Raw genomic sequence first — 13,153 nt, 5'->3', positions numbered from 1 at the left:
ATTAGGTTTCGTGGACAAAGCTTGACTGTGGACTCGGTCGCTGATTCAAGGCTGGCTTTTGGAGGCAACCTTGGGCGAGCGGATCGGCGTTACAGACGAAGAATGGGAAGTGATCGGGGCGCTTCTGCCGCCTGAACATGGTCGTGGATGCCGCCCCGCACAGGATAACCGCCCGTATTTCGAAGGCATGATGTGGATCGCCCGGACCGGCGCGCAGTGGCGGCATCTGCCCGATGAGTACGGCAAGTGGAACAGCGTGTTCCGGCGCTATCGACGCTGGGTCACGACCGGCGTGTTCGATGCCATGCTCGAGACGTTGGGCGAGTTGGCGGGGCGCGATACATCCGCCGACATGATCGATAGCACGGTGGTCCGGGCACATCATTGTGCCGTCGGCATAAAAAGGGGACTCAGCAAACCGAGGCGCTTGGCCGATCGCGAGGCGGCTTCTCCACCAAGCTCCACGCCAGATGCGACGCCAGAGGTCTCCCGCTCGGCTTCGTGCTGACACCCGGACAGGCGCACGATGTGCAGGGCTTTGCTCCGCTGTTCCGCATGATTAGCGACCGGATCGAGGCCTTCCTGGCTGATCGGGGCTACGATGCCAACGCCATCCGCAAGGAGATCGAGGCAGCCGGTGTAGAGGCGGTGATCCCGGCCAAGGTCAACCGGCGCAATCCCGCCCCGCACGATCGCGCGAAATACAAATGGCGCAACCTGATCGAGCGTCTGTTCAACAAGCTCAAGAACTGGCGGCGTGTCGCCACCCGCTACGACAAAACCAAGGAATCTTACCTCGGCTTCGTCGCACTCGCCTCAGTCAAACTATGGATACCCTTTGTCCACGAAACCTAGACAGAACACTCCCAGAGAAATTGCCATGTCAGCCAAGTTGAACGCGGGCCAATGGGTTTGTCGCCAATGCACGTCAACAAAGTCCACCACTGAACTGCGCAGGACGCGATCTGCGACATTGCCGAGCGCACCACCAAGGATCAGGCTGTAGCCCACCGCTTGGAGGTGTGGCCGTTGCTGCCACAGCATGCCCCCCAGCCAAGCAGAAACGGCCAGGCCCAGCGTGATGAAAAAATATCGTTGCCAGCCGCCGGCGTTCGCCAGAAAGCTGAATGCCGCGCCGGGATTCAGGACATAGACAAGGTTGAAGAAAGGCGTAACCGCGACCTGCTCGCCATGAGAAAACGTGCGGGTGATAGCGAACTTCGCGAGCTGATCCGCCAGCGCCGCGCTGGCGGCCATTGCATACCAGACCCAGGCGGACGTGCGGCGAACCGATTGCCAGACAGGGGCGGCCAGCGGCATCAGCCACCCGGCGAGCGCCGTACAACTCAATCCGAACACCCACCCCGCCAACACGTCGGCGGGGAAGTGCATTCCGGCTGCGATGCGTGACCAACCAACCAACGCCGCGTAGAGTACCAAACCGATGCGGCCACGACGGCCCATTAAAGGCCAGAGCGCGCCAACCACCAGCGCGGCATAGATGGCGTGCCCGCTGGGTAGGCTGTAGTGCCACTCAATCTCACCGGTGACGCGCACCAGGTCGCCGAGGACGGCAGGCGGGCGTGGAAAGTCAAGCCATAGCTTCAAGACGGTGGCAGCCGGCAAAGCCAGCAAGAAGGCCACGCTAAAACCAATAAGGCGGTGCAGAACGGCTGCGCCGCGCGCCGGGGTGGTGGCCGACTTCGACCAATACCACAGACCCAGCATCATCAGCGGCGCCGTCCAATAACTTCCCACGATGCTGAAAACCCACGCCAGCGGATCCATGGCGGCGGGCGTACCCGCGTTGATGGCTTGAAACAACGCGACGTTCAGGCCACCCCAGTCATAGAGAAAGGGTTTCCAATTCATCGGCGCAACAGCCTCAAGCCATTACCAACGACGAGCAAACTGGCCCCCATATCAGCAAACACAGCCATCCACATGGTCGCGTGACCCGTGAAGGTAAGAACCAGGAATATTGCCTTGATGCCAAGGGCCAGCACGATGTTTTGCATCAGCACCTGAGCTGTCGCGCGCGATAGACGCACGAAAGCCGGAATTTTGCGCAGGTTGTCGTCCATCAGGGCCACATCGGCGGTCTCGATTGCGGTATCTGTGCCAGCCGCTCCCATCGCAAAGCCGATGTCCGCGCGCGCCAAGGCCGGGGCATCGTTGATGCCATCACCGACCATGCCAACCTTGCCGCTTCTGGCCAGTTCCTCAACTTCGCGCAGTTTGTCCTCTGGGAGCAAGTTGCCTTGCGCACGGTCTATTCCGGCCTGTGCGGCAATAGCCTGTGCTGTATGGTGGTTGTCACCGGTCAGCATCATTGTGTTGATGCCCAGTACATGCAGCTCAGCAATGGCACTCCTGCTGCTGTCCTTGATGGTATCCGCTACGGCGAATAAGGCATGGACACCCCTTGTCCCTACCAACATCACGACGGTCTTGCCGGTGGTCTCCAGCGCCGCAATGCGTTGTTCCAGCTCTGGCGTGCATTGTCCCAGTTCTTCGAGCATCCGATGGTTACCAAGATGATAGACCTCACCGTTGACTTTGCCTTGCACACCCCGACCGGGCAGCGCACTGAACTCGGTCACGTCGAGTAGGGAAATCGCATCAGCCTGCGCGGCCTGCGCCACCGCTTTGGACACCGGATGATCTGAGCGGGCCGCCAGACTGGCGGCGATGCTACGACCGTCGGAAGCGAATACATCGCCCCATGGCACAAAATCGGTCTGCGCAGGCTTGCCGTGCGTGATCGTGCCGGTCTTGTCCAGAGCCAGCCAGCGCAGCTTGCGGCCTTCTTCCAGATAGACGCCGCCCTTGATGAGAATGCCGTGGCGGGCGGCTGCAGCCAAGCCGCTGACGATGCTGACCGGCGTGGAGATCACCAGTGCGCACGGGCAGGCGACAACCAGCAGAACCAACGCACGGTATATCCAGTCGAGCCAGGCCGCGCCCACAAGAAGCGGGGGCAGCAATGCGACGGCGATTGCTAGGCCGAACACGATTGGCGTATACCAACGAGCGAACTGATCGACAAAACGCTGGGTCGGCGCACGGCTCCCCTGAGCAGCCTCTACAGCGTGAATGATGCGGGCCAGTGTGGAGTCACTGGCCACGGCGGTGACGTGGTACTCGAATGACCCGGATTCGTTGATCGTGCCCGCGAACACCGGATCACCCGAGGATTTTTCGACCGGGAGGCTTTCGCCCGTGATCGGGGCTTGGTTGACTGTGGAGCGGCCTTCCAGCACCTCTCCATCGAGGGCGATGCGCTCACCTGGCTTGACCCTGACGCGGCTGCCGATGGTGATTTGCTTCGCGCCCACCTCGCGCCATGTACCGTCAGCCTGTTTCACCGTGGCCATTTCCGGGGCCAGGTCGAGCAGGCCGCGGATTGCATGGCGAGCGCGATCCAGCGATTTGGCTTCAATCACTTCGGCCAGCGAGAACAGGACCATCACCATCGCCGCTTCCGGCCAGTGGCCGATCAACATGGCGCCCGTGACGGCAATCGACATCAGGGCGTTCATGTTGAGGTTACGGTTCTTGAGTGCGATCCAACCCTTCTTGTAGGTGGAAAGGCCGCCCGTGAAGACTGCGACGAGCGCAAGAACGACGACCGACCAATGATTGCCGTTGTTGAACCAGTAGACCCCCTCGGCAGCGGATGCCGCTACAAGGGAGATGACCAGCGGCCACCACTTGGTCGGCGTGTTCACAGGGGAAGCGGTTGAAGAGGAAGCCTCCGCCGCGTCCATTACCTGCGCCTCTAATCCAAGCGTTCGCAGTGCCGCGAGGACATCAGGAAGAGCCTGGTCAGCATGGCGGACCGACAACGTGCGCTGCATCAGGTTGAAATCGAGATCGGCAACCCCGGCCATTGCGCCCAGCTTGTTGCGGATCAACGCCTCTTCCGTAGGGCAATCCATTTTGGCAATGGACAGCTTCGTCGTTTGCTCGGCCGACGTCCCATCCATGCGCACAGCCTGCATGCCAATGGCTGCTAGCGCTTGCTCAACGGACGTCAGCGAAGGCAGTTCGTGCTGAACGACCAAAGTACGCTGCATCAGATTGAATTCGAGACCCGCCACACCCTCAAGCCCGGCGAGCTTGCTACGAATCAACGCCTCTTCCGTGGGGCAATCCATGTTCTCGATGCGATACACCGCCTGAGTTGATTTGGTTGCTCGCAGGGCTTGTGCCGTGGGTTGAACGATCGGGCCGACCGGGTGGCCACACCCCTTTGAAGAACATTCGCTCACGGATACCTCCTTCAGGTCGTCTATTCAGACTTCATGTAGCTCTCTATAGTAGCTATAGAGTCAAGCGATAAATGGAGATTGAGGCATGGAAATCAGGATTGGCGACCTCGCCAAGCGCTCCGGGTGCGAGGTCGTGACCGTTCGCTATTACGAGAAGGAAGGGCTGATGCCGAAGCCGGCGCGAAGCGGTGGCAACTTCCGGCTGTACGGCGATGCACACATCGAGCGCTTGCAGTTCATTCGTCATTGCCGTTCGCTCGACATGACGTTGAGCGAGATTCGGACATTGTTAGGCCTGAAAGACAACCCGACGCAGGATTGTGGCGGAATCAATGTGCTACTTGACACCCATATTCAGCAGGTGGAAGTGCGCGTGGCCGCGCTGTTGCAGTTGAGGCAGCACCTAGTCGACCTGCGCGAGAGATGTTCTGGATCTCGACCGATGGAGGCGTGCGGCATCCTAATTGGGTTGTCAGATTCCAAGTGCCATGTTGCAAGTGCCAAACAGGCAAACTTATGAGCATGCCACGGCTTGGCATGCGTTATTTTTTGTTTTCCGAGACGCCTCTCCACAGACCATCGCTCCGTTCACAGACAAGGAGAATGGAGTCATCCTGCTGATCGCTCCGCGAACATCCATTTTCGGGGTAGCATATCCTCGGGCAAGCTCCGAGACGAGGCCTTCGATCCGCCCCAACGGTAGGTTCCCAAATCATGGGTCCGAAATAGCCGAGCCAATGGCTGAGGCGAGATTTCATAACAAGCTTATCATCAAAACTGCGTCAGAGCGCCATTTGCACGCCGATTGACACCCGTCTTGTTCTGCATGCAATATCGAAGGCCGGGGTGAACGGATCGCGGCGCGCCGCAAGCGAACCAAGAGACCGCGGAGTGGCAGCAGCGCCACTTGCGGCAGCGTGAAGATGGGAGCGCGTTGTGGGAAATGAAACCAAGCTACTTCGCACTTATACCGATGAGACCGCTTCTTCTGGCGATCGCAAGGTCTTCGAGACGGCTGCGTCTCAAGCACGGGACACGCATCTCGCTGGGGCCACTCTTTCAGAGGCATTGATCGGATTTGGCCGGTCAGCCCACGGTCGTCGCCGGTATGTCCTTGAGAGTGACGGGGCCGTCGTCATTGAAATTGCGGATCAAGAAGGCAAGTTGCCCGCGTTCGTTGAAATACGGAGCGACATGCCGGGAACCGGACTGATCACCTCGGCGGCGGCGGCGCAGCCAGGTTGAAGAGCGCGATCGCTCGTCAGGATGTATAAGCTCCAGACAAATGCCAGCCCAAAAGCCCTCCAAAGCAGGAGTAAGGCCCGTGAACTTCCAACCGGTTGCAGATAGTCCTCGCCCCCGATCGATGCGGCAATTTGTCGTACTGCTTGTCATCACGGCGGCAGCCATGGCGCCGGCGATCATTCTTAGAACGACGGGATGGCGCCCCAATCCGCTGCTCGACGCATTGATATTCGGTGTCGCGATTCTCGGCGCAGGTTTCTATTTGTCTTGGGGCGCCGAGGCTGCCGAAAAGCGCATCTCCGCCGGACTGATCGTGGCGATTGTAGCGCTGATTACCGTTCTGCCCGAATATGCGGTCGACTTCTACTACGCCTATTCCGCCGGAGCGAACCCGGGTTCGAATTATGTGCACTACGCGGCAGCCAACATGACTGGCGCCAATCGTTTGCTGGTCGGACTTGCCTGGCCATTGCTGGTTCTGCTGCATTGGCGCCGGACGCGCGAACGTGCGATTCCGTTGCGGCCCACCAACAGAACCGAGATAGTTTTTCTGTTGCTGCCCAGCCTCTATGCCTTCAATATCTTGTTCAAGAACGCCATCACCATCGTCGATACCGCCCTGTTGGTTGCAATGTTCGGCCTCTATGTCTGGCGCGCGAGCCTTGCAGAGGAGGGCGGCGAAGGCGACTCCGACGATGAGCCCGGCCCGGCAGCGGCGCTCAGCGTGCTCCCTTCGCGCCAGCAGTGGTTCGTGATGGGGGCGCTAACCCTTACCGCAATGGCGGTGATTCTGCTGTCGGCCGAACCCTTTGCGGAGGCGATGGTCGACTCCGGACGCGTGCTTGGGTTCGACGAATTCTTGCTCATCCAATGGCTGGCGCCGCTCGCGAGCGAAGCGCCGGCCGTGGTGGTCGCCGTGCTGTTTGTGCTCTCGGGCCGTGCCGAAAATGGCCTGGCGACCATGATATCAGACAAGATCAATCAGTGGACCTTGCTGGTCGGGATGTTGCCGCTCGCGCTCAGCCTCGGCGCGGGCCATCTGTCGCCCCTGCCGCTCGACGCGCGTCAGCACGAAGAGTTCTTCCTCACTGCGACACAGTCCCTGTTTGGCATCGCCTTGTTGCTGCGGCTGCGCCTGGGCCTCGGCAGCGCCGTCGCACTTGCCGGTCTGTTTGTGGCACAGGTAGTGTTGGCGGTCGTCTGGCAAGGCAACGAGGCTCGCACGATCATCAGCCTGACCTGGCTGGGATGGGGCTATCTGGGGCTCGCGCTGCTGATTTTCGCGATCAACGCCAAAGCACTGGTGGATCTGGTGAAATTTCTACTGGCCGGGGCTCCGGAAGCCGGTGTGCGAGGTCGTGCTTGATAGCGGGCAGAAGGTCGCCGCTAGAACGCAATAGAGATCGGAGGCTTGGAGAGCGGCATCGGTTGCTTCGAAAGCGATGATCGCGCACGGACTCACGGTCCGTTCCCCCCGCCTGACCTTCTCCCGGGGCGAGCTGGCATATAAGCCGTGACGGTTCGGGGCATGCCGGCAAAACTACGCTGATTGCACCGCGCGGACCGCGAACGCTCTGCGCGTCTTGCCCCAAATCAGTAATAGTCGGCGAGTGTTAATTCGCGCATGCTTCCCTCTGCCAATTCCAGCTTCACGACCGTTCCCGCGGCGTCGAAACGCCACGCCCACAAAGATCCACGCGTGTAGCTCGGATCAACGGGATGGCCATTGATGGCCACAATACGTTCTCCCGCAACCCAGCCGGCTGCTGACGCAGGGCTGGATAGCGCGACATGAACGACTGTCAGCGCATCGGCCGATCCCGCCAAGCCCAAGCCGCTACGGTCCTTGAGCATCGGCAGCCGATGTTGCGATGGGGGTCGACGAAACCAGACAAATCCCGCGGTTACGTCAAGCATCACATCGAACTGCGCTATGAGTGGCAGGCCAATGTTTCCGACGGTGTCGACCGATAGCCAGTTCGCAATGCCTAGCGCTGGAAGTGCAAAAACCCCTGCTGCGCCAATCGTCAGATCTCGCACCGTGAGTATTTTTGCTAGCCGAACGCCTTCAACTCCGCCGTAGGCGGCGGTCGACGTCCTCCGCCCCTGCAAGATGCCTTGAGCCTCGAGATAAGCCGAGGACAACATTAACGCGGTGGAGTTTCCCAAGTCGAACATGAGCGGAACGGGCGTGCGTCCTTCGATTGAAGCGGAAATAAAGAGCTCGCGTTTGGCACCCCGTCCGAGCGCCGAAGGTGCCCAGTCCGCCCCACCGGTAAAGCTTCCAGTTTTTGCGAGGGCCAATCGGCTGTTAGCGAAATCGAGCGCGATACAGTTTCCGCGCAACATATCCTCGCCCAGGATGACGTCTATCGAGCGTCCGAACGCCGCCGATGCGGCGCCAAGGTCCGCCGCGACAACGAACGGAAGGCGGCGAACCACGCCTCCGAAACTCACTTCGACATTGCGGACGAGTCGAACCGGCGCCTTGCCGCTTAGACCGCTGATTGTTCGCTGCTCGTCGCTGCTCAGGCCAATCCTGGCTGCGAAAGAGGTACTGATGATCGATGCGCCGCTCCCACTATCGAGGATTGCGGTCGCATGCGTCCCGGCGACCAGAGCCGGAACAAGCAATGTGTCCCCATTTGCGATCTCGATCGTTTGCCATTGGGGGGACATAGCGCCAAAGTTCCATGAGGAGAGCGACCCGGGTGCGGCCAAAAGAAGTCGGGCCGAACTCATGGCGCTGACCGTTCCAAAGCCGAGCAGACTTTTCATCATCGTACGCCGTACGATCGCGGATACACCTGTTCCCGCCTTCATCACATCGCCGTCTCCCTCCATCTCCATTTTGAAGCCGTTCAAGCAACATCGAGCGACCTCACCACACTTGTTCGGAGGGGCGATCCTTATGGCCCCTATACTGACGGGCCTCCACGATTGAATTGTTAGTGCATTGACGCTTCCATCACCAGTGCTGGCCATATCCCTATCGCTATCAAACCCGTGCGCCAGGTAGGGGCGAAGGCGGATGGGGCTCGGCAGCCTCAATCGCTTCGGCGAAACCCGGACCGGGTAGACGGCAGGGCTCAAGATCGCAAAGGAGCGCGTCGCCATCGAAGCGGAGCGCCGCTAGCCCAGCGCAGAGGCGCCGATGACCTGACGATCAGGCGGCGGCCGGACTCGTTGCAGGCTCAACCTGAGTCCCCGCACCATCCTTGCGGCCTTCATAGATCGAGATCGACCCGGTCGGCGTCTGGATGACCTTGGCTTCGGTCACTTCGGCAAAGCCCGCTGCGACGAATATTCCGGGCATGCAACCCTTCGCACTGGGTTCGGTCTTGTCGAAACCATCGAGCAACTGCACCTGCCGGAATAGCGTCCGCATCAAGAGGCTGCGCTGCAGCCCATAGTCGGCGACGAACATCAACCCGCCAGACCTGAGCGCCCGAAACATTGCATCGGCGATCGCCTGCTTGGTTTCGATGGCGCATTGGTGAAATACGAGGCTGGAGACGATCACGTCACAGCTTCCCACAATGTCGTCGGCCCGGTCACCCATCGCCTGTTCCCATTGCACGGCGACCCCGGCCGCCTCGGCCTTGCCGCGGGCGAGGTCGAGCGCGGGCCGGTCGGGGTCGATCCCAATGACCTCGCTATCGGGAAACGCCTGCTTGATGGCGATGGCAAGCGTTCCTGTGCCGCAGCCGATATCGACGATCCGCGCGCCGCCACTCGGCGGGAGGCGGCGTATGAGCTCCGAGCGCCAGCGTTTCTCGCGCGTCATGAGGGCGATCGCGCGGTCATATTGGTCGGTCAATCCATGCCGGCCAAGAGGCGGGACATAATCTTGATCTTGCGGTTTCTTATCGGTCATTCCGTCACAATAGTTCGCCGCACGATGAGGCGCTTGAACGAAGCGGCTATTCGCGCGCTAAATTTCTGGACTGCCGGATTGGTCCTTGAGCAGCTGGCCTGCGTTGATTCCGAACATATGCCTGATCGTGCGCGCCAGATGCGCCGCGTCGGAGAAGCCGCCGCCATGCGCTGACGCGGTCACATTATCCCCCGCCGCAAGCCTTTGCGCCGCGAGACGCAGCCGGCGCCAGAGAATGTAGCGGCGGAGCGGGATGCCGAGCTGCTCGACGAAGAGATGCCGGAAGCGATCGGGCGAGAGGTCGGCGGCGCCGGCGAGCGCCCCGAGACGAACCGGACCAGTCTCGAGCTGGCCGTCGAGCAGCCACATGGCATCGACCAGCCGGCGATCGCGCGGGGCCGGTTCGTCATTCGCCAGCCAGCCTTCCCAGAAGGCAATGCCCGATGGTTCCGATATTATCTGATACGACCCCGTCGAAATGGCCGCGACGAGTTCGGGAATCCGTGCGTGCAGCGTCGGCTCGATGAAATGTAGCTCCGCCATGGCACAGGGAATGAGGCGATGCGGAACATTGGGCTCGATCAGCACGCACGGCGCTTCGACGATGGTGCCCGTATGTTCCACGCTGACCGATGGCGTGCCAAGGACCGCCTGTGCGGCGAAATGACGGTGCGGGACGGAATCGCCGACCGCACCCCGCCAGCGCGCCGAGAATTCGGCGATCTCGAGATTACCCAACCAGTTGCGCACGTCCGTCATCACCGTTTCCGCCCGCGCTCAGCGTTTGCTGGCTTCGACCTCGGCGCGGACCTGGGTGTACAGCGGCTCGGGGCCGAATTCGGCCAAGGGCTTGCCGTTGATGAAGAAGGTCGGCGTTCCCTTGACGCGAAGCGTGTTCGCGTCGGCGATATCGGCCTCCATGTTGGCCCGTGCCTTATCGGTCGGCATCGCCCTGGCCTTCTCGACGTCGAGCCCTGCCGCCTTTGCGGCCGCCCAGGCGCCGTCCATCTGGCCGTCATGCCATGACGGCTGGGCCTCGAGTACAGCTTCCATAACGGGCTCCAAGATCCCCTGCTGGCGCGCCGCCTCGAGAATGACGATCGCCTCCGCGGATCCCGGGTGGAGTGGAAGGTAGCGCATGACGAGCCGGACATCCTTGGGATATGTGGCAAGGATCTGCTTCACCGCGGGGTAGAAGGCGCGGCACGCTTCGCACGACGGGTCGAAGAATTCGACGATCGTCACCGGCGCATTTTTGGGTCCGATGACCGGCGAGTGGGGCCGAACAAAAGTTTCGGCTGGCACGGCCGCCGCTTGGACCGGCGCCGGTTCGCCTGCAACCCACCCGCTGTACAGCGTCACGCCCGCTGCGAACGCGCCGATGGCAATCAAGCCCGTCAGGATGACGCCCGTTTGCCTGTTCATGATTTCGACCTCCGATAGAAAAATATGAGAATAATGATGGCCGAGAAGGCGCCGAGCGAAAGCAAGGGGAGCGGAATACCGCCGGATAGCGTCATGGCGCCATCGGCGCACGAAGGCCCGGCACCACAGGGTTGGACCGCTTCGGGAATAACGCCCTGATAGAGGAGGAGATGATAGAGGGCGACAACCCAGCCGATCGCGGCGAGCGGCACGGCATAGGCAAAAACGCCCCGGTCCGACCGGTAGGCGGCAATCGCGAGCATGATCGCCAGCGGAAACATGAAGGCGCGCTGGAACCAGCACAGGACGCACGGCGTCTGCCCCATCACTTCCCCAATGAAAATCACCCCAAGACTCGCCGTCAGCGCAACGAGCCCGGCCGCGAGCAGCGCCAGCCATGCGGCCCGGCCCATTGCCCGGGTCTCGCGAATAATCACGCTCATTACCGTCGCCCCTTCCGCTTCGGCTTCGCGCTCAACACCGGCTTGTTCGCCGGCCGCGAGAGATAGCGCGTCAGCAAGCGATCCGTTTCGTTCAAAATCTCCTTGAAATTGCGCCGCGCCTTGCTGAGCCGCAATCGCGCGAGCAGGCCCCTGCAGCGGAAGCTGTGGACCAGCCGCGTTCCACCGGCTGCCGGCTCAAGCACGAAGCGCTCCTCGATCGTCAGCATCCAATTCAGGCGGACATCGAAGCCAAGCTTTGCGCATGGCTCCCACTCACTGACAATCGCCGTCACAGGCCAGAAGCGCGGGTTAGCCGGGTTCATCCGAAAGGAATAGTCGATCTCCTTCCCCTGTTCGGGCGAACCCTTGGGCCGGACATAGGGGCTCCACTGCTCATATCGTTCGAAATTTGCAAGCACGTCCCAAACCTGCGCCGGCGAGCGCGCGATGTGCGTTTCCTGTGTGACTTCGAACATGATTTTCTCCCATTTCCTGCGCGTCGCGCTCCGAGCGCGCTTTATTCGCAATAGGCGAGCAACCGCAGCGCGTTCGCGACGACGACGAGCGTCGAGCCCTCATGCGCCGCGACCGCGGGTCCGATACCGAGACCGAAGATCGTCGCCGGAACCAGTACAACGACCACGCCGAGGCTCACGACCATATTCTGGCGGATGATCGAGCGGGTATCGGGCGCAGCGGTAAAGCCCTTCGGCCACCCCCGCGATCGCGCCTAGCCGCGCCAGTGGCGACCGCGATGGTGATGGTGCATGCGGCGCTTCTGGTATCGCCGTTCGTAGCGATCGCGCCGCTCGTAGCGATGATCATTGCCGCGATAATATCGTTCATTTGAGCGGTAGCCCCGGTCATAGCCATAGCTGGGAATGCCGCCCTTGGCCTGCACGGCGTCGCGGAAGTGATTGCCGCGATAGGCGCTATCGGCAAACACCTCGCCCGGATCCTCAGGCAAGGCATCAGGGCCGGCCTTGCCGTCATTGATATTGGCCGGTGTGACCGAGAGTTCCTCGACCAGCGCCGTATCGGCATCGGTGCCGACATGGGCCTTGAAGCCGTGAACTGCCCGCTTTCCCTTGTGTTTTACCCAACGTGCCTCGTCATCGTCCTCACTGGCCGAGGCAATGATGGTGGCATCGACCAAAGTTCCGGTCTTGACGGTTACCGCCCTGGATTTGAGCTGCCTGGTCACGGCTTCGAACAATGCCCGGTCAAGCTTGTGGGCAATCAGCAACCGGCGGAACCGGACAAAGGCGGTCCGCTCGGGCGTCGCCTCATTCGCGGCAAATCCGCAAAACCGACGTAAGGACGCCCGATCATCGAGCGCCTCGGCCAGCTTTACGTCTGACAGGACGTACCAGATCGACAGAAGCAGGGCCTTCAACATCGCCAGCGGCGGCCAGGCAGGCTCGCCCTTGGCGGCGGGATGGAGCGGCTCGAGAAGTACTGCGACCGCGCTCCAGTCGACCAGCGGCGCCAGCGTGTCGAGCGATGAATTTGCCCGCTCGCGCGTCGCAAAACCAAACCGCTCCTGCCCAATTGAACGATGTGCCACTCGCTGCTCTCCTCCTCGGAAAACCCATAGAATCAGTAACCAACGCCCTTGTCTACGCCCACCCGCGCACAGGTCTCATAAACCAGCGACGCTGCGTCGCGGTGTTGCACGACCCGTTAGAACTCGGCCAGCATTTCGGGATGGTAGCGAGCAAGATGGAGGACCCACGCGCGTTCTCCGTCAAGTCATACCTCGATTCTGTCATTCTGTCTTGGGACTCGCAGAGTGTGCGCTAGGAACATTTTTTATTCAAAAAGAAACTATTGCTTTTTGATCTAATCTAGTGCAGGTGGAGCTGCGCGAGCAGCCAGTCATTCGCGGC

The 13,153-nt window shown here is 61.0% G+C and carries 13 protein-coding genes and 1 pseudogene; 4 read left to right on the top strand and 10 right to left on the bottom strand.

The window, feature by feature from the left end:
* Positions 1–109 precede the first annotated feature (109 nt).
* A pseudogene (locus SKP52_RS27525) lies at positions 110–855 on the top strand (IS5 family transposase).
* Here the strand turns inward: SKP52_RS27525 and lspA are convergent.
* Together lspA and SKP52_RS24320 are read right to left on the bottom strand one after the other, a co-directional pair.
* Positions 826–1,872, bottom strand: a complete 1,047-nt coding sequence (gene lspA / locus SKP52_RS24325) for a signal peptidase II (RefSeq protein ID WP_040110233.1) — start codon at positions 1,870–1,872, stop codon at positions 826–828. The pseudogene SKP52_RS27525 and the gene lspA sit on opposite strands and share 30 nt — an antisense overlap.
* Positions 1,869–4,274 carry a heavy metal translocating P-type ATPase gene (locus SKP52_RS24320; protein ID WP_040110232.1) on the bottom strand — a complete coding sequence of 802 codons (2,406 nt, stop codon included), beginning with the start codon at positions 4,272–4,274 and terminating at the stop codon, positions 1,869–1,871. Before SKP52_RS24320 ends, lspA begins: the two co-directional genes overlap by 4 nt.
* A gap of 85 nt (positions 4,275–4,359) precedes the next feature.
* Between SKP52_RS24320 and cadR the strand changes: the two genes are divergently transcribed.
* From cadR to SKP52_RS24310, 3 genes are all read left to right on the top strand, one after another.
* Positions 4,360–4,794, top strand: a complete 435-nt coding sequence (cadR, locus tag SKP52_RS24315) for a Cd(II)/Pb(II)-responsive transcriptional regulator (protein ID WP_040110231.1) — start codon at positions 4,360–4,362, stop codon at positions 4,792–4,794.
* A gap of 416 nt (positions 4,795–5,210) precedes the next feature.
* Positions 5,211–5,519 (top strand): DUF190 domain-containing protein, encoded by a 309-nt coding sequence (locus SKP52_RS25830; RefSeq protein ID WP_081997600.1) that lies wholly within the window; start codon positions 5,211–5,213, stop codon positions 5,517–5,519.
* Between the two features lie 121 nt (positions 5,520–5,640).
* On the top strand, positions 5,641–6,885 hold the full coding sequence (locus SKP52_RS24310; RefSeq protein ID WP_040110230.1) for a sodium:proton exchanger: 1,245 nt from the start codon (positions 5,641–5,643) through the stop codon (positions 6,883–6,885).
* A 227-nt stretch (positions 6,886–7,112) separates the two neighbouring features.
* Here SKP52_RS24310 and SKP52_RS24305 read toward each other — a convergent pair whose 3' ends face one another.
* The 8 genes from SKP52_RS24305 to SKP52_RS24275 form a co-directional block, all read right to left on the bottom strand.
* Entirely contained in the window at positions 7,113–8,384 is a 1,272-nt protein-coding gene (locus tag SKP52_RS24305) for an aspartyl protease family protein (protein WP_228383951.1), read from the bottom strand.
* Between the two features lie 301 nt (positions 8,385–8,685).
* Complete coding sequence (locus SKP52_RS24300) at positions 8,686–9,396, bottom strand: class I SAM-dependent methyltransferase (protein WP_040110229.1); 711 nt, start codon at positions 9,394–9,396, stop codon at positions 8,686–8,688.
* 57 nt (positions 9,397–9,453) lie between these two features.
* The gene (locus SKP52_RS24975) at positions 9,454–10,155 is read right to left on the bottom strand and encodes a helix-turn-helix transcriptional regulator (protein ID WP_052209054.1); all 702 of its coding nucleotides are present in this window, start codon (positions 10,153–10,155) and stop codon (positions 9,454–9,456) included.
* A gap of 18 nt (positions 10,156–10,173) precedes the next feature.
* On the bottom strand, positions 10,174–10,821 hold the full coding sequence (locus tag SKP52_RS24290; protein WP_040110228.1) for a DsbA family protein: 648 nt from the start codon (positions 10,819–10,821) through the stop codon (positions 10,174–10,176).
* Complete coding sequence (locus tag SKP52_RS24285; RefSeq protein ID WP_052209053.1) at positions 10,818–11,264, bottom strand: disulfide bond formation protein B; 447 nt, start codon at positions 11,262–11,264, stop codon at positions 10,818–10,820. Before SKP52_RS24285 ends, SKP52_RS24290 begins: the two co-directional genes overlap by 4 nt.
* Positions 11,264–11,740, bottom strand: coding sequence for an SRPBCC domain-containing protein (locus tag SKP52_RS24280; protein ID WP_040110226.1), 477 nt, complete (start codon positions 11,738–11,740; stop codon positions 11,264–11,266). The genes SKP52_RS24285 and SKP52_RS24280 overlap by 1 nt, the downstream gene beginning before the upstream one ends.
* A gap of 41 nt (positions 11,741–11,781) precedes the next feature.
* Positions 11,782–11,919 (bottom strand): hypothetical protein, encoded by a 138-nt coding sequence (locus tag SKP52_RS26615; protein ID WP_160292473.1) that lies wholly within the window; start codon positions 11,917–11,919, stop codon positions 11,782–11,784.
* A 75-nt stretch (positions 11,920–11,994) separates the two neighbouring features.
* On the bottom strand, positions 11,995–12,831 hold the full coding sequence (locus SKP52_RS24275) for an IS5 family transposase (RefSeq protein ID WP_081997599.1): 837 nt from the start codon (positions 12,829–12,831) through the stop codon (positions 11,995–11,997).
* Between the last annotated feature and the right edge of the window lie 322 nt (positions 12,832–13,153).

The sequence above is a fragment of the Sphingopyxis fribergensis genome (genome assembly GCF_000803645.1).
GTDB lineage: Bacteria > Pseudomonadota > Alphaproteobacteria > Sphingomonadales > Sphingomonadaceae > Sphingopyxis > Sphingopyxis fribergensis.
This window is presented reverse-complemented; position numbering and strand designations above follow the sequence as displayed.

Coding starts and splice junctions, on each gene's coding strand:
- SKP52_RS24280 (WP_040110226.1), bottom strand. CDS start 11,740: ATGTTCGAAGTCACACAGGAAACGCACATCGCGCGCTCGCCGGCGCAG.
- SKP52_RS24290 (WP_040110228.1), bottom strand. CDS start 10,821: ATGAACAGGCAAACGGGCGTCATCCTGACGGGCTTGATTGCCATCGGC.
- cadR (WP_040110231.1), top strand. CDS start 4,360: ATGGAAATCAGGATTGGCGACCTCGCCAAGCGCTCCGGGTGCGAGGTC.
- SKP52_RS24285 (WP_052209053.1), bottom strand. CDS start 11,264: ATGAGCGTGATTATTCGCGAGACCCGGGCAATGGGCCGGGCCGCATGG.
- SKP52_RS24310 (WP_040110230.1), top strand. CDS start 5,641: ATGCGGCAATTTGTCGTACTGCTTGTCATCACGGCGGCAGCCATGGCG.
- lspA (WP_040110233.1), bottom strand. CDS start 1,872: ATGAATTGGAAACCCTTTCTCTATGACTGGGGTGGCCTGAACGTCGCG.
- SKP52_RS24975 (WP_052209054.1), bottom strand. CDS start 10,155: ATGACGGACGTGCGCAACTGGTTGGGTAATCTCGAGATCGCCGAATTC.
- SKP52_RS24300 (WP_040110229.1), bottom strand. CDS start 9,396: ATGACCGATAAGAAACCGCAAGATCAAGATTATGTCCCGCCTCTTGGC.